Source organism: Methylobacterium sp. GXF4, from assembly GCF_000272495.1.
GTDB lineage: Bacteria > Pseudomonadota > Alphaproteobacteria > Rhizobiales > Beijerinckiaceae > Methylobacterium > Methylobacterium brachiatum.
In genome coordinates this window covers 147167-168448 of the sequence record NZ_AKFK01000079.1, presented here as the reverse complement: position 1 = coordinate 168448, position 21282 = coordinate 147167, and the positions used below count along the sequence as shown (strand labels likewise).

Sequence of the window (21282 nt, the reverse complement as noted above, 5' to 3'; positions counted from 1 at the left end):
ATGGTTGGCGACGCGCTATCTCAACGGCAGGTCGTGATCCGGCGGACCACCCAGCCCTCGCCCTCGATCCACAGGCGCCGACGCGCCCGGCTGCAGCTGGACTCGTCGTCGCGCTCGATTGCGGCGACCGGGTGAACCTGCGACGGGGCGGCCTCGGCCACCTTGGTCTCGTTCGTGGCCGGAGCGGCCTGGGCAGTCGCCAGGCCGGCCAGAAGCAGGAGGGCGCTGGCCGCGCCCAATGCGGTCGATCGGATCATCATGGTGAAACAGCGCCCTGCGGCCGAGTTTAGGGATTCCTCAACGGAATGCGCGGCGCAGCATTTCGGTTTCATCCGGTGCGACGGTTCTTGGCGCCTGGCGCCTGGCGCGCGGCGATGGGCGTGACGGTGTGCTGCGGCACGCACCGCACGACGCGCTTAGACTTCGCCGGCTGCGCGTATTAGGAGGAGCGGCCGGACGCGACGGCTCCCGTAGACCCTCGATCAGCGGTCAGGCGGGCCGGTCCACGAGCGAAGGTCCATGAGCAAGCCGAAGCCCCCGACCAACGTGCTGCTGACGCCGGAGAAGCGCGCCGAGGACGTGGACCAGACGATCCGGCCGCTGAGCCTGGCCGAGTTCATCGGGCAGAAGGCGGCGCGCGCCAACATGCAGATCTTCATCGAGGCGGCCAAGATGACCGGCCAGGCCCTCGATCACGTCCTGTTCGTCGGGCCGCCCGGCCTCGGCAAGACCACGCTGGCCCAGATCGTGGCGCGGGAACTCGGGGTCAACTTCCGCTCGACCTCGGGCCCGGTCATCGCCAAGGCCGGCGACCTCGCCGCGCAGCTGACCAATCTCGAGGAGCGCGACGTGCTCTTCATCGACGAGATCCACCGCCTCAACCCGGCGGTCGAGGAAATCCTCTACCCGGCCATGGAGGATTATCAGCTCGACCTCATCATCGGCGAAGGCCCGGCGGCCCGCTCGGTGAAGATCGAGCTGCCGAAATTCACGCTGGTCGGGGCCACCACCCGGGCGGGGCTGCTGACGACGCCGCTGCGCGACCGGTTCGGTATCCCGATCCGCCTCGAATTCTACGAGATCGACGAGCTCGAGAAGATCGTGGCCCGCGGCGCCCGGGTGCTCGGGCTCGGCATGTCGCCGGAAGGCGCCAACGAGATCGCCCGGCGCGCGCGCGGCACGCCGCGCATCGCCGGCCGGCTGCTGCGGCGGGTGCGCGACTTCGCCGTGGTGGCCGAGGCCGAGACGGTGACGCGCGCCATCGCCGACCGGGCGCTGAAGCTGCTCGACGTGGATTCGGTCGGCCTCGACGTGATGGATCGCAAGTACCTGACGCTGATCGCGACCTCGTTCGGCGGCGGACCGGTGGGCATCGAGACGATCGGCGCCGCCCTGTCCGAGCCGCGCGACGCGATCGAGGACATCATCGAGCCCTACCTGATCCAGCGCGGCTTCGTGCAGCGCACCCCGCGCGGCCGGGTGCTCACCCGGCACGCCTTCCGGCACATGGGCTTCGCCGAGCCCAAGCGGGAACAGAACCTGCTCTTCGATGACGGCGACGCCGTCTGACCTGCTTTTTGTCAATGTCCATGCGGTCGGAACGGGGCTGGTTCACGCCCTCCTCATAGGAAACCGCATCGATAACGGGTCGCCAGCCCGCGGCCGGGCACGGCTGCTCAGCCGGCAAAGGCTTGTCCGGTCACGGTTTTCGCACTGGATGCGCTGAGGCTATTGCCCAGCTTTTACGGAGTCGCGCCCCGGGATCCGATCACGCAAAAGCGATCTCGGCCGCGGAACAGTGGGGAAACGCGACAGTTGTGCTCGCGACCGCGCCCAGTCCGCGTGGCGCTGGCAAGATTGCGGGACTGTGGCTGCGGCCACGGAATCTCGAGAGATCTTTGAGCCATCAATAAGAACACCAAGGACCACCTTCCGATATGAAGACACTCACGCTCGCCGTCCTCGGCCTTTCCGCTGCTGCGCTCACGACGCCGGCTTTCGCGCAGGACGCGCTCCCGATCCGCATCCAGCCCTTCGCCAACCAGCAGGATGTCGGCGCCGCCGCGACCGAGACCCCGGCCTTCCGCGCCGAGGCGCTGCGTTCGGACGCCACCAGCATCGAGGCGAGCCGCATCGCCCTCCAGCGTTCGCGCAACCCGCGGGTCCGCAACTACGCCAACCGCGTCCTGGTCGAGCGTAAGGCCACCACCGACGCGCTGCTGCCGCCGAACACCTCCCTGTCGCGCAACGGCACGGTGGTCTCGGACAACCAGGGCATCAAGACGGATCTGAGCAACCCGGTCGGCTTTGTGCTGGCTCCGGTGACCATTGCGGCCAATCTCGGCACCAGCATCGTCGGCGGCGCGCTCGGCGCGGTCGGCATCGTCGACAACAGCCCGACCGAGCCGGGTCGTCGCGTGGCGCTGGGCGAGCGCGGTCAGGCCCGTCTGGCCCGGCTGCAGTCGGCCCCGAACGGCCGGTCCTTCGATCGCGCCTATATCGACCAGCAGGCCCGGTCCGACGCCCAGACCCTGGCGCTCTACGACGCCTATGCCAAGTCGGGCGACAGCGCCCAGGGCCGCCGCTTCGCCAGCGAGGCCCTGCCCTACATCGCCGATGAGCACGCCCATTCGGCGAGCCTGGCAGCCCGCATCGGTGGCTGATCCGACCGCACAGACCTGACCATGCGAGGGCCGCCCCAGGGCGGCCCTCGTCATGTCGGCCCCCCGGCCGGACGCCAAGCCGCCGCGACGGTTCCGGCGACGGGGTTTCCCCGCCTTCGCGCCATGCCGTAGACGACGCCGATGAGCGAAGCGAACCCTGCCGGTACGGAGCCTCACCGCCTGGCGGTGCGGGTCTATTACGAGGACACCGATTTCTCGGGCTTCGTCTATCACGCGAGCTATCTGCGCTTCCTCGAGCGGGGCCGGACCGAATTGCTGCGCGGCTTGGCGGGCGACCAGTCCGAGCTGCACCGGGAGGCAAGCGGCCTCGTCTTCGTGGTCCGCCGGATGACGCTGGATTTCATCCGGCCCGCCCGCATGGACGACCAGCTCACCATCGTGACCCGCACGCAGCAGCTGCGCGGTGCCTCGATGCAGCTCGCCCAGGAGGTCCGCCGGGGCGACGAGCTCCTGGTCGCCGCCGAGGTCACGGTCGCCTGCGTGCGGGACGGCCGTGCCATTCGCCTGCCTGAGGTCCTGCGTCGGCTCCTGACGCAGGGCGAAACCTAGGCGACCCGCGTCGGGTCGGTGTCGCGCAGGAGCTTGGCGAAGGCGTTCACAATGGTCATCGCGTCGTACTCGACCGAGACCAGCTGGAAGCCCATCGCGACCATCTCCCGGGCCCGCAGGGGCGACGGCGAGAAGGCGCAGGGCAGCTTGCCGGCCGCCCGGGTCTTGCGCACGATCTCGCCGAGCGCCGCCGTGACCGCCGCGCCGGCCGGGTCGATGGTTGTGCCCTTGGACAGGGCGATCGACAGGTCGGCGGGGCCGACCAGGATGCCGTCGATGCCCGGCAGGGCCAGGATCGCGCCCAGGGCGTCGATCGCCTCCGCGGTCTCGCACATGGCGATGGTCAGTGCCCGGGCGTTGGCGCCCGCGAGGAACTCGGTCGCATCGCTCAGACCCGACATCCACATGGCGCGGTCCGGCCCCCAGCTCCGCTGACCGACCGGCGGGTACTTGGTGGCGGCGGCCAGCGCCTGCGCGTCGGCCACGCTGTTGATCATCGGCGCGACGATGCCCGAGGCGCCGGCATCCAGCATCCGCGATGCCATGGCGAAGTCGCCCACCGGGATGCGGACCAGGCTCGGCTTGCCGGCGAGCGCCACCTCGGTGATCGCCGCGCAGCACGAATGGTAATCGTGCGCGCCGTGCTGCTGGTCGAGGAGCACGGCGTCGAAGCCCGACCGCGCGAGGGCGCCGGCGATGGCCGGGTCGGCGATACAGGACCAGCCGAGGAATCGGGCGGGCTCGGCGGGCAGCAGGCCGTGGAGGCTCGGGACGGGCAGGGTCATGGCGCTTCCTGTACTGAGACTCGCGGTGCGCGCGGCACTCTGACCCCGGGAGAATAAGGGCGTCGGTTTCGCGAGGTCCAGCCTTGCGTTGCGCCCCCCGGCCGATACTTCCGAATGCCTTGGGATCGCCCGGATCGAAACCGATCCTTAACCCTGTCGCGGCCTTAACGAAGACCGCGCGATGCCGTGAGTCCCGGCGCGAAGACGGCCCTTACTTTCGACAGATTCGCGGGCGATAGCATTGATATCGCTCACGGATCCGGCGGACGCGGGCCTCGCCCGGCGCATCGCGATCCGGAGCAGGAGATCTCGACGGATGAACCCAGCCGACGCGATGCAGGCCGCGCCTGTCGCCGACATGACGTTGCTCGGGCTGTTCCTGCAAGCCCATTTCGTCGTGAAGATCGTGATGATCGGGCTGCTCAGCGCCTCGATCTGGTGCTGGTCGATCATCGTCGACAAGACGCTGCTGTTCCGCCGTACCAAGGCCGAGATGGACGCGTTCGAGGATGCGTTCTGGTCCGGCCGCTCCCTCGAGGAGCTGTTCCGCTCGTTCAACGACCGCCCGGCCACCGGGCTCGCCGCGGTGTTCGTGGCCGCCATGCGCGAGTGGAAGCGCTCGTTCGAGGGCTCGGGCCGTCAGGTCCAGTCCCTGTCGCAGCGCATCGAGAAGCAGCTCGACGTCACCATCCAGCGGGAGGTCGAGCGGCTCGAATCGCGCCTGCTGTTCCTCGCCTCGATCGGTTCGGCCGGCCCGTATATCGGCCTGTTCGGTACGGTCTGGGGCATCATGACCGCGTTCACCTCGATCGCGGCCTCCAAGAACACCTCGCTCGCCGTCGTGGCGCCCGGCATCGCCGAGGCCCTGTTCGCCACCGCGATCGGCCTGTTCGCCGCGATTCCCGCGGTGCTCGCCTACAACAAGCTCCAGGCCGAGGTCTCGAAGTCGCAATCGCGGCTGGAGGGTTTCGCCGACGAGTTCTCCGCGATCCTCTCCCGTCAGATCGACGAGCGCCTCTCGCTCGCCGCCTGACCGGGCCGATCCAGGAGATTGATCCATGAGCATGGCGGCGGGAGCATCCCACGGCGGCAAGCGGCGGCGGCGCAGGGGCCGGCGCGGCGGGCCGATCAACGAGATCAACATGACGCCGTTCATCGACGTCGTGCTGGTGCTGCTGATCATCTTCATGGTCGCGGCGCCGATGATGACGGTGGGCGTGCCCCTCGACCTGCCGCAATCCAAGGCGTCGCCGCTCAATTCCGACGTGAAGCCGGTGACGCTCTCGATCCGGCAGACCGGCCAGGTCTTCCTCGGCGAGGACGAGCTGACCGACGACACAATCATCCCAAAGCTGCTCGAGACGGCCAAGACCGGCACCGAGGAGCGCGTGTTCGTACGCGGCGACAAGCGGGTCGATTACGGCCGCGTCGCCCAGGTGATGGCGATCGTGACCGGCGGCGGCTTCAAGAAGGTCGCCCTCGTGACCGAGCCTGAGCATCAGTAGGGTCTGAACCGTGGAGTTCCACTTCGACCGCAAGGAACCGGGTGTCTGGATCTCAGCGGGCACCCACGTGGCGCTGCTGGCCTTCGCGCTGTTCAGCGTGGCGGCTCCGGCCCTGCCCGAGGCGCAGGAGGGCGTGCCGGTCGAGGTGATCACCGAGAACCAGTTCTCCGAGATCACCAAGGGCGAGCGCCAGGCCGACAAGCCGATGCCCAACGCCCAGCCGCGGGCCGACCGCCAGGCCGAGAAGGTCGAGGATCGCGAGCCCGAGAACGCCAAGACCGATGCGCCGACCGCCCCGACCCGCACGGCCGAGATGAAGCTCGCCAACGCGGAGGAGATGCCCCTGCGCGCAGAGCCGGATCCGCAGGAGGTGGCCAAAGCCGCCAAGGCTGCCCAGGAGAAGCGCGAGGCCGAGAAGGCCGCCGCCAAGGCTGCGGAGAAAGCTGCCGAGAAAGCCGCAGCGGACAAGGCTGCCGCCGCCGAGAAGGCCGCGGCCGCCAAGGCCGAGGCGAAGGCGGCCGCGAAGGCCGAAGCCGAGAAGCGCGAGCAGCTCGACAAGCTGATCGAGCGGCAGGAGGCCGAAGCTGCGGCCGCCGCCGCGAAGGCCGCCGCCGCGAAAGCCGAGGCTAAGGCCAAGGCGGATGCCGCCAAGGCCGAGGCCGCCCGGGAAGCCGCCAGGAAGGCCGCCGAAGCCAAGGCCGAGGCGGAAGCCGAGCGGCAGAAGGAGATGGCCGAGGCCAAGGCCGCGCAGGAGAAGGCGGAAGCCGCCGCCAAGGCCGAGGCCGCCGCCAAGGCGAAGGCCAAGGCAATGGCGGACGCGAAGGCCAAGGCCGACGGCGAGGCCAAGGCACGCAAGCAGGCCGAGCTCGCCAACAAGTTCAACGCGGGCGACATCCGCTCGATGCTGGCGTCGAAGGTGCCGTCGCAATCCACCGGCGCGACCGGCCACACGGTGCAGAAGGTGGCGGCCCTCGGCGCCGCGACCGGTACCGCGCAGCGCCTGTCGCCGTCCCTGCGCGACGCCCTGGTCGGCCTTCTGCAGCAGCAGATCGAGCGCTGCTACTCCGCGCCCCCCGGCGCTGCCCAGGGGGTGGTCCTGCCGGTGCTCGACATCCGCCTGAACCCGAACGGCTCGCTCAGCACCGAGCCGCGGATCATGCGGGGCGGTTCGAGCGCCGTGGACCAGTCGATCGCGCAAGCCGCGCTCCGGGCGGTGCGCCGCTGCGCGCCGTATAACATTCCGGCCACCTACGCGCCGTATTACAACGACTGGAAGGCCATCAACGCGGAGTTCGAATTCACGGCGACCTGAGGTCGCCGTCCGCGCAGCCTGCCGTCATCCCCCCTCCCCGTCTGATCGTCACTCGGATCCGACCCATGCAGAACCTTCCCTCCGCCGGGCCTCTTCCTGCGCCCCTCGCCGCGCGCCTGGTCGCGCTGCTGGCGTTCCTCGCGGTCGCCCTCGGCTTCGCGGCTCCGGCCCAGGCGCAGCTGCAGCTGCGCATCGGCGGCGGCAGCTTCCAGCCGATGCCGATCGCGATCGCGGATTTCGGCGGTGATCCGAGCCTCGGCGGCCTCGTCTCCGGCGTGGTCACCAACAACCTGCGCCGGTCGGGCTACTTCACGCCCCTCGACCATGCGCGCTTCCCCGAGCAGCCGAACTTCGACGCCGCGCCGAATTTCGAGAAGTGGCGCGCCACCGGCGTCCAGGGCCTGGTGACGGGCCGCGTCTCGCGCGACCCGTCCGGTAAGCTGAAGGTCGAGTTCCGCCTCTGGGACGTGACCTCCGGCCAGCAGATGACCGGCCAGCAATACGGCACCGACACCGCCAACGCCCGGCGCACCGGCCACCTGATCTCGGACGCGGTCTACACCAAGATCACCGGCCTCGGCCCCTGGTTCGACAGCCGCATCGCCTTCGTGGACGAGAGCGGCCCCAAGGAGAACCGCCGCAAGCGCCTGATGGTGATGGACCAGGACGGCGCCAATGTCCGGGCGATCACCAGCGGCGAGACCTCGATCGTCGCCCCGCGCTACTCGCCGGCCACGCAGGACATCGCGTTCATGTCCCAGGCCACCGGGCACCAGCCGCGGGTGCAGGTGATCAACCTCGAGACCGGCGCCCGCCAGGCGCTGGGCAACGTCGATTCGATGAGCGCCAGCCCGCGCTTCTCGCCGGACGGCCGCCGCCTGGTGATGAGCGTGCAGCAGGGCGGCAACGCCGACATCGTGACGATGGACATCGCCACGAAGGCCCAGCACTCGGTCACCAACGGCATGGCGATCGACACCTCGCCGACCTACGCGCCGGACGGTTCGCAGATCGCGTTCGAATCGGATCGCGGCGGCTCGCAGCAGGTCTACGTGATGGGCGCGGACGGATCGAACCCGCACCGGATCACCTTCGGCGCCGGCTCGGCCTCGCAGCCGGCCTGGTCCCCGCGCGGCGACCTGATCGCCTATACCCGCCAGCGCAACGGCGGCTTCGCCATCTGCGTGTCGAAGCCCGACGGCACCGGCGAGCGCGTCCTCACCGAGGGCTACCACAACGAGGGCCCGACTTTCGCGCCGAACGGCCAGTACGTGCTGTTCTTCCGCGATCCGGGCGGCCAGGGCGGCGGCAAGCTGTTCATGGTCGACATCACCGGCAAGGTGGAGCAGCCGATCCCGACCCCCTCCTACGCCTCCGACCCGACTTGGTCGCCGCTGCTCGCGGGCCGCTGAGTCTTTTGGGATCTTGGAGCCCGGCTACCAGTCGGGCTCCAGGGCGTCGTTCGTTTCCCGGCCCGTGTCGGCAGATGTGAGCGTCGCGGCTTGATCCCGCAGCGCTTTCGGCAGAGCCCCGAGGGCGGGATCGTCGAAGGCGAGATGCGGCAGGTAGCGGGCGACAAGTTCCGCAATGAGCCGAGCCTGCGCGCCATCGCGGCGACGCTTCTCGGGATTGCGATCCGGTCTTCCCGAAAGCCATGCTTTGTGGAGCGCGAAGGCTCGCGGATCGGGCACGGTCATCTCGGCCGGGTAGCCGCGCAGATCGAGCACCGTGACTCGGACCTTGGGACTGTTCACGAGCCAGGCCAGACCGACGATCTCGACGGCGACGAGGTCGTCGGGGTCGCGCCCGATCTGCCTCGCTTCGCTCGGCCGAATGGGGTCTTTCGGAGCGGGTGTGATCAGATCGACGATGTAGCCGTCGCGGTTTGCCGCACGAAACCCGCGCTTGCCCATGACCTCGAAGGAATGATCGACCTTCCGGAGCAGGCCGACGACTCCCGATGCCGCCACTTCCGGGACGATGAGTTTCAGGCTGGCCCGCGCGTCGTACAACAGGTCGAAATCGGCTGTTTCGAGGACCGCTTGGTCGATCTGGACGCCGGCCATCCGCTCATAGGCGAACAGCGCATTGGTCCCAACTGTGGCGACCACCGGTTCCGTGAGACGGGCGTCGGACAGAGCCCGCAGGATCCGGGCGGCGATCACTGGCATCCGGCCGAGCCGCTGCGCGCGGCTGACGGCCGCGATCCTGTCCAGCCGTTGTGCGAGCGCGGTGCTGCGCATCTTCGCGTGCGAACGGCCATCGACGAAGCGTTGGTGGATGGCCTCCGTCGCCTCCGAACGAGGACCGAGGGATTTCCAGACGCCATCCTTGAAACGATAGAGGTAGCTGCGCCCATAGACGGTTTTCCAGGCCATCGAACCGGCGAAGCGGCTCTGCAAGGTCGAGCGCGCCGCGCGATAGGCATCGAAGACCTGCTCGGCGTTGATGAGTTGCCGGGCCTGTTCGTCGTCGAGTTCCCTGTAGGGCATCGTACCCGTCCCTGCGGACGTTCATGGCTTGGTACGTATCATCTAAGTCCATGATTGGAAACAAATTATCCATTTTCCGATCGATCGGAGGCGCGAAATGGATAATCGAGCGCAGCTTCGCCGGAGCTGTCCATAGGCCTGAAAAATCCGGTTGTATGCCGTGCCGTGCTCGAGACGGGGTGGACTGCCGCTATCCCTGCACCAGCAACCGGTCCCGCGCCCGCAGCGCTGGAAAGAACCGGCCCCAGAGCAGCGCGACGGCGATCGTCGCGGCACCACCCGCCACCACCGCGGGGACCGCCCCGATCGCGGCGGCGAGCAGGCCGGATTCGAACTCGCCGAGCTCGTTCGAGGCCCCGATGAACACGGTATTCACCGCGGAGACCCGGCCGCGCATGGCGTCCGGGGTCTCGCCCTGCACGAAGGTCTGGCGGACATAGACCGAGATCATGTCGGCAGCGCCCGTGACGAACAGGCAGGCCATCGACAGGGGCAGCGAGGTCGAGAGGCCGAACACGACCGTCGCGGCGCCGAACACGGCCGCCGCCCGGAGCATCCGCACCCCGGCATGGCGCCGGAGCGGGCGATAGGCGAGCAGCACCGCCATGGCGACGGCTCCGAAGGCCGGCATGCTCCGCAGCGCCCCGAGGCCCAGGGGCCCGACATGCAGCACCTCGCCGGCATAGATCGGCAGGAGCGCGGTGGCGCCGCCCAACAGGACCGTAAACAGGTCGAGGCTGATGGCGCCCAGCACCACCGGCTGCGAGCGGATGTAGCCGATGCCGGCCGAGAGCGCCGCCCAGGTGATCGGCGGCCGCTCGGTCACGGCGGCGGGCCGGAAGCGGATCAGGGCCGTCAGCAGGCTGGCCACGGCGAAGCTCGCCGTGGCGCCGCCGAACACGACCGACGGCCCGAGGGCGTAGAGCAGCCCGCCCAGCGCCGGGCCCATCACCGAGGCGCTCTGCCAGAGCGAGGCGTTCCAGGCGATCGCCGAGCCGAATTGCGGGCCCGGTACCAGGGTCGGCAGCAAAGCCTGCAGGGCCGGGTTGGCGAAGGCCCGGGCGGTGCCGACGACGATCACCAGGGCGTAGATCGGCCAGACCGCCTGGAGGCCGGCGAGCGCATAGGCGAGGAGGCCGAAGCTCGCCAGGCTCTGGAGGCCGAAGGCCGCGGCGCCGGCCAGGCGCCGGTCATAGGCATCCGCCACATGGCCGGTGATCAGGGCGCAGACCACCGCGGGCAGGAAGCCCGCCAGCCCGACGAGGCCCAAGGCCAGGGCGGAATGGGTCAGGTCGTAGACGAACCAGCCGATCGCCACCGCCTGCATCTGATAGGCCAGGCCCGTGAGGAAGCGGGCCGAACCGAACAGGCGGAAATCGCCGATGCCGAAGACGGCCCAGCCGGAACGATCATGCGCGGACATGCCCCCTGCTGATCCCGGCCGGGGGATTAATCAAGCCCGCCGCAGGGGCCGGATCGGAGAAACGGCCGGGCCTGTTCGCTGCACCCGCTAGTGGAGTGCCAAGCCGGGTTTGCGCGTTGCGGTGGCGGGCTGGAGGGTGAAGGGACGGCCCGCCTCACGGTGATCGAGACGCGGGCCCTCAAGAGGGAAAAGCGGGAAGGTACAGGTCACCTGGGTCCCGGCCCCGGGCGCGGTCTCGAGATGGACCCGCCCGCCATGGAGTTCGACGAAGGACCGCACGATCGAGAGGCCGAGCCCGACCCCGCGATGGCGGGTGCCCAGGGTGTGGCTCTCGAAGCGGTTGAAGACCGAATCGGCGATCTCGGGCGGCATGCCGCGGCCGTGGTCGCGCACGCTGAGGACCAGATCGTGGGCCTCCCGGCGGGCCCGGACCTCGACACGCTGCCCGGCATCCGAGAAGCCGACGGCGTTGGACAGCAGGTTGAACAGGATCTGGCGGACGCGCTTCCCGTCCGCGTGGACGCTGCCGATATCCTCCGGCACGTCCAGGGCGAGGGTGATGTGGGATTCGGCCAGCCGATCCTCGATCCCGCGCACGGCGGCCTCGATCGTGGACTGGACGTCGACCTCCTCGCGCTGAAGCTCCAGGGAGCCGGCATCGATCGAGGCGAGGTCGAGAATGTCGTTGATGATCACGAGCAGCGCCGCCGAGGAGCGCATGATGTGGTCGGAATATTCGCGCTGCCGGTCGTTGAGCGCGCCCACCGTCTCGTCGCCGAGCAGCTGGGTGAAGCCGATGATGTTGGTGAGCGGCGAGCGCAGCTCGTAGGAGACGTGGTGCACGAAGGTGTCGCGCAGCTGCGCGGCCTTCTCCAGCGCGTCGTTCTTCTCGGTGAGCGCCCGCTCGACATTCACGCTCGCGGTCACGTCGATCAGGGTGAGCAGAGTCGCGCCCTCGGGCAGCGGCTGCGCGGCGCAATCGAGGACGGTGCCGTCCACCACCTCCAGGCGGCAGGACCGGGCGGTCCGCGATTCGAGGCCGACCACCGCGTCGCGGATATCGAGCCAGGGCTCTTCGGCGGGTGCGAGCGACCGGCAGGATTCGATGACGGCATCGACGTGCGGCCGCTCCTCCACGGTCGCCGGATCGAGCCGCCACACGGTGCAGAACGCCCGGTTGGCGAGCGTCATGCGCCCGTCCGCCCCGAACACCGCCACCGGCTCGGCGAGGGTGTCGAGCGTCTCCGCCTGGAGACGGCGCAGGGCGTTGTAGCGGGATTCCGCGTTCAGGCTGTCGGAGACGTCGTCGAACAGATAGGTCAAGCCGCCCTGCGGGTTCGGGTCGGCGACAACCCGGAGCGTGCGCCCGTCGGGCAGGTACCACCAGCTCTGGTTGGCTTCGGCGGCCCGGTAGGCGGCCAGCACCCCCTGCTTCCAGCCGCGGAAATCGGCATGCTCCTCGAGCTTCCGCTCGGCCCGGAGGTGGTCGAGGATCTCGCCGTCGGAGGGGCGGCTGTCCAGGAACGCCTGATCGAGGTCCCAGAGCTGGCGATAGGCGGCGTTGTGGAAGATCAGCCGCTGCGACACGTCGAACATCGCCACCGCGGTGGGCAATTGATCGAGGGTGCGGACGTTGGCGTTCATCTGGCGCTGCAGGTCGGCGCGGACGCTCTCCAGCTCCGAGACGTCGATGGCGATGCCGACGCGGCCGCTGTCCAGTGTGGTCTCGAAGACGTCGAGCATGCGCCGGCTGCCGGCCATCACCGCCGAGAGCCGCGGGACGCTGCGGGACAGGCCGGCAGCCCGCGCCGCCTCGTCCCGGGCGATGGCCTCGCGGGCCGGACGGTCGAACAGCTCGATGCCGCGGTCCAACGTGGCCTCGCGGCTCTCCGCCTCCACGGCCGCCACGTAGGCGGCGTTGACCCAGCTCAGGCCGCCCTCGCGGTTGCGGCGCCATACCGGCTGCGGAATCGCGTCGAGCAGGCCGGCCAGCGCCGACAGGCCGCGGCGGGTCTCGTCCAGGGTCGCGCGCAGGTCGGCGATCTCGCAGCGCTCCTGGCTGGTCTCGCGCAGGCGCAGGAGCGCCCGGCCGGCCACGGCCTGCCCATGCGCGTCGATGCTGCGCCCGGTCTGGGTGCGCAGGCTCAGCGTGAAGCTCGTGCCCCGGGCCCGCAGGGTCTCGACCGCGGCCTCGACGGCGGCGGCATCCGAGGCGACCAGCCAGGTGCCGAAGGCCAGGACCCGGCGGGCATAGCCGGAGGTCGGCCGCTCGCCGTAGATCGCCAGGCTGATATCGCCCTCGACCACGGGCTCGCTGCGCCGGTCCCAGGTGACGATGATCTGGCGCTCGGCATTGAGCAGCATCTCGGCGCGGTCATGGGCGCCGCGCAGCACGTCGAGGGCGCCGGCGAGCTCGCGCTCCCGGCGGGTCCAGCGACTGCGCTCGTAGAGGTGGAGCAGCGACAGAATCACCGCGAAGGCGACGAGGCCACCGAAGATCGCCAGGGCGGCGACGCCGTGCATCTCACGCGGCGCGTGCGCGGTCGCGGTCTCGGGCAGTTCGGCGAGCGCAGCGCTCGCCGCCGTCAATGTGAGCGCACCCACGCAGATTCGAACGTGCGCGGCACGACCGACACCCATGATAGCCCTGCCCCCACCCCTGGCGATCCGAATGCGCGTGCAACCGCGCGGCGCAGAACGCACCGTCCCCGCAGGCGATTCTCCCGAACCGTTGCGGACCCACCGATCTAAGATTCGCCCGCACCTTAACGTGCTGCGGAATCCACCCGGAAGGGGAACGAAGCGTGGCTATACGCCGACGGCTCACAATCATCCGTTAACGACACTTAGAAGACACAGTGTGTCGGGCCCGGAATGGGTTGACAAACGAAAGGGCCCGACGCAGCGCGCCGGGCCCTTTTTGGTTCGTGATCGCGGCGGCCAAAGCCGCGCCGGCTACCGTCCCGTCGGTCGGGAATTCAACTTCCGGTTCGACGGGCGTCGAACCGGAAGTGTCCCGGCCGAGGCCGGCTCAGTAGCGGTAATGCTCGGGCTTGAACGGGCCGGACTCGGACACGCCGATATAGGCGGCCTGATCGGGGCGCAGCTTCGAGAGCTTCACGCCGATCTTCTCCAAGTGCAGCGCCGCGACCTTCTCGTCGAGGGTCTTGGGCAGGGTGTAGACCTGCTTCTGGTACTTGCCCGGGTTGGTCCAGAGCTCGATCTGGGCCAGCGTCTGGTTGGTGAAGGAGGCCGACATCACGAAGGACGGGTGACCGGTCGCGTTGCCGAGGTTCACCAAGCGCCCCTCCGAGAGGAGGATGATGCGGTGACCGTCCGCGAAGGTGATCTCGTCCACCTGCGGCTTGATGTTGGACCACTTCAGGTTCTTCAGGCCGGCGACCTGAATCTCGTTGTCGAAGTGGCCGATGTTGCAGACGATCGCCCGGTCCTTCATGGCCCGCATGTGATCGATCGTGATGATGTCCTTGTTGCCCGTGGCGGTGACGAAGATGTCGGCGCGCGGGGCGGCGTCCTCCATCGTCACGACCTCGTAGCCCTCCATGGCGGCCTGGAGCGCGCAGATCGGGTCGATCTCCGACACGAGCACGCGGCAGCCGGCGTTGCGCAGGGACGCAGCCGAACCCTTGCCGACATCGCCGAAGCCGGCGACCATGGCGACCTTGCCGGCCATCATCACGTCGGTGCCGCGGCGGATGCCGTCGACCAGCGACTCCTTGCAACCGTAGAGGTTGTCGAACTTCGACTTGGTGACCGAGTCGTTCACGTTGATCGCCGGGAAGAGCAGCTTGCCCTCCTTGGCCAGCACGTACAGGCGGTGGACGCCCGTGGTGGTCTCCTCGGAGACGCCCTTGATGCTGTCGGCGAGGCCGGCGAACCAGCCCTTCGGCTTCTCGGCGAGCTTCTTCTTCAGCAGCGCGAAGAAGATCTCCTCTTCCTCGCTCTCCGGCTTGTCGAGGAAGGCGGTGTCGCCGTTCTCGGCGCGCAGGCCGAGATGGACGAACATGGTGGCGTCGCCGCCGTCGTCGAGGATCATGTTCGGCATGCCGCCGTCATGCCAGTCGAACAGGCGCGAGGTGTAGTCCCAGTACTCCTCCAGGGTCTCGCCCTTCACGGCGAAGACCGGGATGCCGGCGGCCGCGATGGCGGCGGCGGCATGGTCCTGGGTCGAGTAGATGTTGCAGGAGACCCAGCGGATGTCGGCGCCGAGCGCCTTCAGGGTCTCGATCAGCACCGCGGTCTGGATCGTCATGTGGAGCGAGCCGGCGATCTTGGCGCCCTTCAGGGGCTGCGCAGCGCCGTACTCCTCGCGGACCGCCATCAGGCCCGGCATCTCCGTCTCGGCGATCGAGATCTCCTTGCGGCCGTAATCGGCCAGCCCGATGTCCTTGACGATATAATCCTTGGCCATGAGTCGGCGGCTCCGTGTGTTCGCGTTGCGGTTCGGGGCCAGCCTCTACCACTTCGCGGGATACGAAGCAATCAAGACATAAACATGTCTTTATGCGTTCCAGTCTGCGCGGCGGTTCCCGGCGGCTCTCCGAAGCCTCAGATCTCGATCTCGGTGCCGACCTCGACCACCTGCCGCGTCGGCACGCCGAAGAAGGCGCCGGTGCGCTCGGCGTTGCGCTGCATGAAGGCGAAGAGGTTCTCCCGCCAGGGCGCCATCCCGCGCTTGTCGCTCCGGGAGATGATGGTCTCGTGGCCGACGAACACGGTCATGTCCTCGATGACGTGCGCGGGCAGGTGGCGTGAGGCGACGGCGCAGGCCAGCCCCTCCGGGATCGAGGCCTCCTCCATGAAGCCGTAGCGGAGGATCACCCGGTAGAAGTCCGGCGCCAGGATCGTCACGTGGGCGCGCTGCTCCGCCGGGACCGTCGGGGTCTCCTCGTAGAGGGCGGTGATGATCAGGATCCGTTCCATCAGGGCGCGGTTGCGCTCGACGAAGCGCGACAGGTGGAGCGGGATCCCGTGCTCGGCCGCCGACAGGAAGGCCGCGGTGCCGGGCAGGCGCAGCAACTCACGGTGCTGGAGCCCGGCCAGGAAGGCATCCTCCGGCAGGCGCAGGGCGACCCTGGCCTCCTCGACCAGCTCGTTGCCCTTCTTCCAGGTGAGCATCATCAGGGCGACGAGGCCGGCGAGCACCAGGGGAAACCAGCCGCCTTCGAGGATCTTCACGCTGTTGGCCGCGAAGAACACCGCGTCGATGGCGAGGAACAGGCCGTTGACCGCGAAGACCAGGATCGGGTTGTAGCCCCAGCGGAGCGCGATCAGCGCGGCGAGCAGGGTGGTGATGCCCATCAGCATCGAGACCGCGATCCCGTAGGCCCCGGCGAGCGCGTCGGAGGAGCCGAACATCACCACGGCGATCAGGGTCGCGGCGGCGAGGAGCCAGTTCACCATCGGGACATAGATCTGGCCGCGCTCCTCCTTGGCCGTCTGGACGATGCGCATCGCCGGCAGGAAGCCGAGCTGCACCGATTGCTGGGTCAGGGAAAACACGCCCGAGATGATCGCCTGCGAGGCGATGATCGTGGCGAGCGTCGCCAGCGCGATCAGCGGGTAATGGCCCCAATCCGGGCAAAGCCGGAAGAACGGGTTCTCGATCGCGTCGGGCGAGGCCAGCAGCAGGGCGCCCTGGCCGAAATAGTTCAGCACCAGCGCCGGCAGGACCAGGACGAACCACGCCGCCCGGATCGGCATGGCGCCGAAATGGCCGAGATCGGCATACATCGCCTCGCCGCCGGTCACCGCCAGGAAGGCGGCGCCCAGCATGGCGAAGCTCACGTGCCAGCCGGCATGCAGCATGAAGTTGACGGCGCGCAGCGGGTTCACCGCGGCGAGGATCTCCGGCTTGTGCAGGATGCCGCCGATCCCCAGCGCCGCCAGCACCACGAACCACAGCAGCATCACCGGGCCGAACACCCGGCCGATCGCCGCCACGCCCTTGTGCTGCACCGAAAACAGCGCGACCAGGATCGCGATCGTGATCGGCACGACGAAATGGCCGAGGGCCGGCGCGTCGACCTTCAACCCCTCGATGGCCGAGAGCACCGAGATCGCCGGGGTGATCGCGCCATCGCCGTAGAGCAGGGCCGCGCCGATCAGCCCGACCACCAGCAGCGCCGCCTTCCAGGTCCCGTGGCGGGCCTGCCGGGCGCCGAGCAAGGCCAGCATGGCGACGATGCCGCCCTCGCCCTTGTTGTCGGCGCGCAGGATCAGCACCGCGTATTTCAGCGACACGATCAGGATCAGCGCCCACAGGATCAGCGATACCGCACCCGTGGCGGCCGCCGGCACCGCGGCGCCGCCCGCGGTCGCCGCCTTCACGGCCTCCTTGAAGGCGTAGAGCGGGCTCGTCCCGATATCGCCGTAGACGACGCCCAGCGCCCCAAAGATCAGCGCCGGCTTGAGCCGGCCCTTCTGGGACGCGGGCTCGTCGCCGGCACCGGCCTGGGAACCCGGCGCCGCCGCGGGGGCAAGGGACTGACTCAACGCAAGGCTCCCGCGGGATTACATCGTTCGCCCTAGCCGGACAGGTAGAGCGCCGGCCGTCGAAGTGGAAGCCGGCGCGGCCGGATCCGTTTGCGGAGGAAGGGCTTGTCCTCGACCCTCACGTCATTGCGAGCGCAGCGAAGCAACCCAGGGATACGCAACGAACTAAGAGCGCGCGCCACACTGGGTTGCTTCGCTGCGCTCGCAATGACGGTAGAGGTATTGGCCCGGTCGATGGACGAGGCCCGGTCAGACCAGATCGGCCAACGCCTCGGGGCAGGCTTCGCCGCGCCGCAGGCTGAAGACCGGCACGCCGGCATGGCGCGTGATCGACGCGGCCACGGTGGCGAGCGGTGCCGGAGCCCCCTCGCTCTCGCTCACCGCGATGGCGAGGAGCGGGATGCCGTGGAGGCGCAGGGTCTCGCGGGCGGTGAGCGCGTGGCTGATCGCGCCGAGATAGCTGCCGGAGACGAGGAGCGCCGGCACGTCGAGGGCCTTCAGCCAGTCGAGCCCGGTGGCCGCCTCGGTGACCGGGCTCATGACCCCGCCGACACCCTCGATGATCAGGGTTCCGTCACCGTGGGCGATCTGCGCCCGGCACCAGCCGACGAGGTCGGGCAGCGCCAGGGACCGGCCCTCCAGCACCGCCGCCTGATCGGGGGCGAGCGGGGCCGCGAACCGCCAGGGTGAGCAGGCCTCGACCGTCTCGTCGTCGATACCGAGGCCCTGCGCGTCGAGCAGCCGGGCCGTGTCGCTCTCCACGAAGGCCGGGTCGCTCAGCGGCGGCACGCCGCTCGCGAGCGGCTTGAGCGTCCGCACCGGCCGACCCTGCGCCCGCAGGCGCCGGGTCAGCGCCGCGGTGACGTAGGTCTTGCCGATCTCGGTGCCGGCACCGGCGACGAAGACGGCGCGGGCGGCCATGGGGCGGGCCGCCTCAGGCCTGGAACGTGCCGTGGCAGTGCTTGTACTTCTTGCCCGAGCCGCAGGGGCACGGCTCGTTGCGCCCGACCCGGCCCCAGGTGGTGGCATCGTTCGGGTCGCGCTCCAGCACGGCGCCGTCGGCCGCGAGCCCTTGCGCGGCGTAGCCGTAGGCCGGACCGCCGCCGCCATCGCTGCCCGAGCCGCGCCCGGCATAATCCATTTCGTTCTCGCCGGTGACCGGGTCGAGATGCTGGGCGAACATCGGGGGCAGTTCCGGGGTGCCGCCCGGGAAGGCCTGCTGGTCGGGCTGCTGGTGCACGATCTCGACGCGGGAGAGCTGCGTCGTCACCTGCTCGCGCAGGGCCGTGATCAGGTTGTTGAAGAGGTCGAACGCCTCGGACTTGTACTCGTTGAGCGGGTCGCGCTGGGCGAAGCCGCGCCAGCCGATCACCTGACGCAGGTGGTCGAGGGTCACGAGGTGCTCCCGCCACAGGTGATCCAGGGTCTGGAGCAGGACCTGCTTCTCGATATAGGCGGTGATCTCGGTGCCGTTCTTCTCGGCCCGCTCGGCATAGGCGGTCTCGGCGGCCTTGAGCAGGCGCTCGCGCATCTCCTCGTCGGCGATGCCCTCTTCCTTGGCCCAATCCTCCACCGGGACGTCGAGGTTGAGCACCTCGCGGACCTGCTCGTGCAGGGCGGCGACGTCCCACTGCTCGGCATAGGCGTTCTGCGGGATGTAGCGGGCGACGAGGTCGTCGATCACGCCCTCGCGCATCTCGTCCACGGTCTCGCGCACGCTCTCCTGGGCCATGAAGTCCCGGCGCTGCTCGAACACGACCTTGCGCTGGTCGTTCATGACGTTGTCGTATTTGAGCACGTTCTTGCGCATGTCGAAGTTGCGCGCTTCGACCTTCTGCTGCGCCTTCTCGATCGCCTTGTTGATCCAGGGGTGGATGATCGCCTCGCCCTGCTCAAGGCCGAGCTTTTGCAGCATCCCGTCCATGCGGTCGGAGCCGAAGATCCGCATCAGGTCGTCCTGAAGCGACAGGTAGAACTTCGAGCGGCCGGGATCGCCCTGGCGGCCGGAGCGGCCGCGGAGCTGGTTGTCGATGCGCCGCGACTCGTGGCGCTCGGTGCCGATGATGTAGAGGCCGCCCGGCAGGGCCTTCTTGCGGCCGGCGGCGGGGTCGGCCGGCTCGCCGGAGGCCAGCACCTTGGCGCGGTTGTCAGCGATCTCGGCCTTGATCGCCTCGATGGCGGCGTCGCGCTCCGGCCCGTCCGGCAGGTGGCCGAGCTCCTTCTCGATCCGCATCTCGAGGTTGCCGCCGAGTTTGATGTCGGTGCCGCGGCCGGCCATGTTGGTGGCGATGGTGATCGCGCCCGGCACGCCGGCCTCGGCGACGATGTAGGCCTCCTGCTCGTGGAAGCGGGCGTTCAGCACGGCGAAACGCTTGGTGACCCGGCCTTCGCGGGCGGCCTTGTAGACGTCGGTCAGCGCGTTCGGATCGGAATAGTCGAGCAGGGTGTAGCCGTGCTTCTTGAGCATCTCGGCCAGGTGCTCGGACTTCTCGATCGAGCCGGTGCCGACCAGGATCGGCTGGTGCCGGCTATGCGCCTTGTCGATCTCCGCGATGATGCCGTCGTACTTCTCGGCGACCGTGCGGTAGACCTCGTCGTCCTCGTCGACGCGCTCGACCTCCTTGTTGGTCGGGATGTCGACCACGTCGAGCTTGTAGATCTCGGCGAACTCGTCGGCTTCCGTGGAGGCCGTGCCGGTCATGCCCGCCAGTTTATTGTAAAGTCGAAAATAATTCTGGAAGGTGATCGAGGCGAGCGTCTGGTTCTCGGGCTGGATCGTCACCCGCTCCTTGGCCTCGAGCGCCTGGTGCAGGCCCTCCGAGTAGCGCCGGCCCTGCATCATGCGGCCGGTGAACTCGTCGATGATCACCACCTCGTCGTTCTTGACGATGTAATCTTTGTCCCGGGTGAACAGCGTGTGGGCGCGCAGGGCCTGGTTCACGTGGTGGACGAGGCTGACATTGTGGGCGTCGTAGAGGTCGCCGTCCTTGAGCAGGCCGACCTCGCGCAGGGTCACCTCGACAAACTCGTTGCCGGCTTCCGTCAGCGAGACCGTGCGCTGCTTCTCGTCGAGGTCGTAATGCTCGCGTACCAGCCGGGGCATGATCGCGTCGACCGAGACGTAGAGCTCGGAGCGGTCGTCCACCGGGCCCGAGATGATCAGCGGCGTGCGCGCCTCGTCGATCAGGATCGAGTCGACCTCGTCGACGATCGCGAAGTTGTGTCCGCGCTGGGCGAGCTGCGACAGCTCGTACTTCATGTTGTCGCGCAGGTAGTCGAACCCGTACTCGTTGTTGGTGCCGTAGGTGATGTCGCAGGCATAGGCCGCCTTGCGCTGCTCGTCGTCGAGCCCGTGCACGATGGTGCCGACGGTGAGCCCCAGGAACCGGTAGAGTTGGCCCATCCATTCCGCGTCGCGGGAGGCGAGGTAGTCGTTCACGGTGACGACGTGGACGCCCTTGCCCTCGAGGGCGTTCAGGTAGACCGGCAGGGTCGCCACCAGGGTCTTGCCCTCGCCGGTCTTCATCTCGGCGATGCCGCCCTCGTGCAGCACCATGCCGCCGATCAGCTGCACGTCGAAATGGCGCTGGCCGAAGACTCGCTTGGCCGCCTCGCGCACCGTCGCGAAGGCCGGGACCAGGATGTCGTCGAGGCTCTTGCCGGCGGCGAGTTCCGCCTTCAGCATGTCGGTGCGCGCCCGGAGCGCGTCGTCCGACAGGGCCTGGATCTCCGGTTCCAGCGCGTTGATCTGCGCCACGCGCGGGCGATAGCCCTTGACGCGCCGGTCGTTGGAGGAGCCGAAAATCTTCTTGGCGATGGAGCCGAGCATCGTTGACCTGCGGACGCGCGAGCCCGCCCACGGGTGAGCGTGGCGGGCCGGCCTTGGCGGAGTTGGCCGGGCTTATAGAGGTAAACATCGGCCGGCGCACCTGAAAGAGGCAGCCTCCGATCCATCGGGCTCCGGACGGGTGAAACGGCAGCGCTTGCCTTCTCGTGCGACGCGCGCCACCTGTGCC

The 21282-nt window shown here is 69.0% G+C and carries 16 protein-coding genes; 7 read left to right on the top strand and 9 right to left on the bottom strand.

The window, feature by feature from the left end; genetic code table 11:
* Positions 1-20: 20 nt before the first annotated feature.
* Positions 21-260, bottom strand: a complete 240-nt coding sequence (locus WYO_RS22650) for a hypothetical protein (protein ID WP_007566863.1) — start codon at positions 258-260, stop codon at positions 21-23.
* Positions 261-519: 259 nt separating this feature from the next.
* On the opposite strand from WYO_RS22650, the gene ruvB reads away from it, so the two are divergent.
* From ruvB to ybgC, 3 genes are all read left to right on the top strand, one after another.
* Positions 520-1569, top strand: a complete 1050-nt coding sequence (gene ruvB / locus WYO_RS22645) for a Holliday junction branch migration DNA helicase RuvB (protein ID WP_007566861.1) — start codon at positions 520-522, stop codon at positions 1567-1569.
* 368 nt (positions 1570-1937) lie between these two features.
* Positions 1938-2663: a DUF4142 domain-containing protein gene (locus WYO_RS22640; RefSeq protein ID WP_007566860.1), complete on the top strand. Its 726-nt coding sequence runs from the start codon at positions 1938-1940 to the stop codon at positions 2661-2663.
* Positions 2664-2804: 141 nt separating this feature from the next.
* The gene (ybgC, locus tag WYO_RS22635; RefSeq protein ID WP_007566858.1) at positions 2805-3233 is read left to right on the top strand and encodes a tol-pal system-associated acyl-CoA thioesterase; all 429 of its coding nucleotides are present in this window, start codon (positions 2805-2807) and stop codon (positions 3231-3233) included.
* Here the strand turns inward: ybgC and WYO_RS22630 are convergent.
* Complete coding sequence (locus WYO_RS22630) at positions 3230-4018, bottom strand: aldolase/citrate lyase family protein (protein ID WP_007566856.1); 789 nt, start codon at positions 4016-4018, stop codon at positions 3230-3232. The genes ybgC and WYO_RS22630 overlap by 4 nt on opposite strands.
* Positions 4019-4334: 316 nt before the next feature.
* Between WYO_RS22630 and tolQ the strand changes: the two genes are divergently transcribed.
* The 4 genes from tolQ to tolB all read left to right on the top strand — a co-directional run bounded on the left by tolQ (position 4335) and on the right by tolB (position 8247).
* Positions 4335-5051: a protein TolQ gene (gene tolQ, locus WYO_RS22625; protein ID WP_007566854.1), complete on the top strand. Its 717-nt coding sequence runs from the start codon at positions 4335-4337 to the stop codon at positions 5049-5051.
* A 25-nt stretch (positions 5052-5076) separates the two neighbouring features.
* Positions 5077-5523, top strand: coding sequence for an ExbD/TolR family protein (locus WYO_RS22620; protein WP_007566852.1), 447 nt, complete (start codon positions 5077-5079; stop codon positions 5521-5523).
* Positions 5524-5533: 10 nt separating this feature from the next.
* Entirely contained in the window at positions 5534-6835 is a 1302-nt protein-coding gene (gene tolA / locus WYO_RS22615) for a cell envelope integrity protein TolA (RefSeq protein WP_007566850.1), read from the top strand.
* A gap of 65 nt (positions 6836-6900) precedes the next feature.
* The gene (gene tolB / locus WYO_RS22610) at positions 6901-8247 is read left to right on the top strand and encodes a Tol-Pal system beta propeller repeat protein TolB (RefSeq protein WP_007566848.1); all 1347 of its coding nucleotides are present in this window, start codon (positions 6901-6903) and stop codon (positions 8245-8247) included.
* A gap of 24 nt (positions 8248-8271) precedes the next feature.
* Here the strand turns inward: tolB and WYO_RS22605 are convergent, their stop codons facing one another.
* The 7 genes from WYO_RS22605 to secA all read right to left on the bottom strand — a co-directional run bounded on the left by WYO_RS22605 (position 8272) and on the right by secA (position 21095).
* Positions 8272-9327, bottom strand: a complete 1056-nt coding sequence (locus tag WYO_RS22605) for a nucleotidyltransferase domain-containing protein (RefSeq protein WP_007566847.1) — start codon at positions 9325-9327, stop codon at positions 8272-8274.
* A 190-nt stretch (positions 9328-9517) separates the two neighbouring features.
* Entirely contained in the window at positions 9518-10750 is a 1233-nt protein-coding gene (locus tag WYO_RS22600; protein ID WP_007566845.1) for an MFS transporter, read from the bottom strand.
* Positions 10751-10837: 87 nt separating this feature from the next.
* A complete protein-coding gene (locus WYO_RS22595; RefSeq protein WP_007566843.1) occupies positions 10838-13390 on the bottom strand; it encodes a PAS domain-containing sensor histidine kinase in 2553 nt (850 codons plus the stop codon).
* 391 nt (positions 13391-13781) lie between these two features.
* A complete protein-coding gene (gene ahcY / locus WYO_RS22590; protein ID WP_007566841.1) occupies positions 13782-15182 on the bottom strand; it encodes an adenosylhomocysteinase in 1401 nt (466 codons plus the stop codon).
* A 137-nt stretch (positions 15183-15319) separates the two neighbouring features.
* Entirely contained in the window at positions 15320-17266 is a 1947-nt protein-coding gene (locus tag WYO_RS22585; RefSeq protein ID WP_007566839.1) for a KUP/HAK/KT family potassium transporter, read from the bottom strand.
* 249 nt (positions 17267-17515) lie between these two features.
* A complete protein-coding gene (bioD, locus tag WYO_RS22580) occupies positions 17516-18187 on the bottom strand; it encodes a dethiobiotin synthase (protein ID WP_007566837.1) in 672 nt (223 codons plus the stop codon).
* Between the two features lie 13 nt (positions 18188-18200).
* Positions 18201-21095 (bottom strand): preprotein translocase subunit SecA, encoded by a 2895-nt coding sequence (gene secA / locus WYO_RS22575; RefSeq protein WP_007566835.1) that lies wholly within the window; start codon positions 21093-21095, stop codon positions 18201-18203.
* Positions 21096-21282 lie beyond the last annotated feature (187 nt).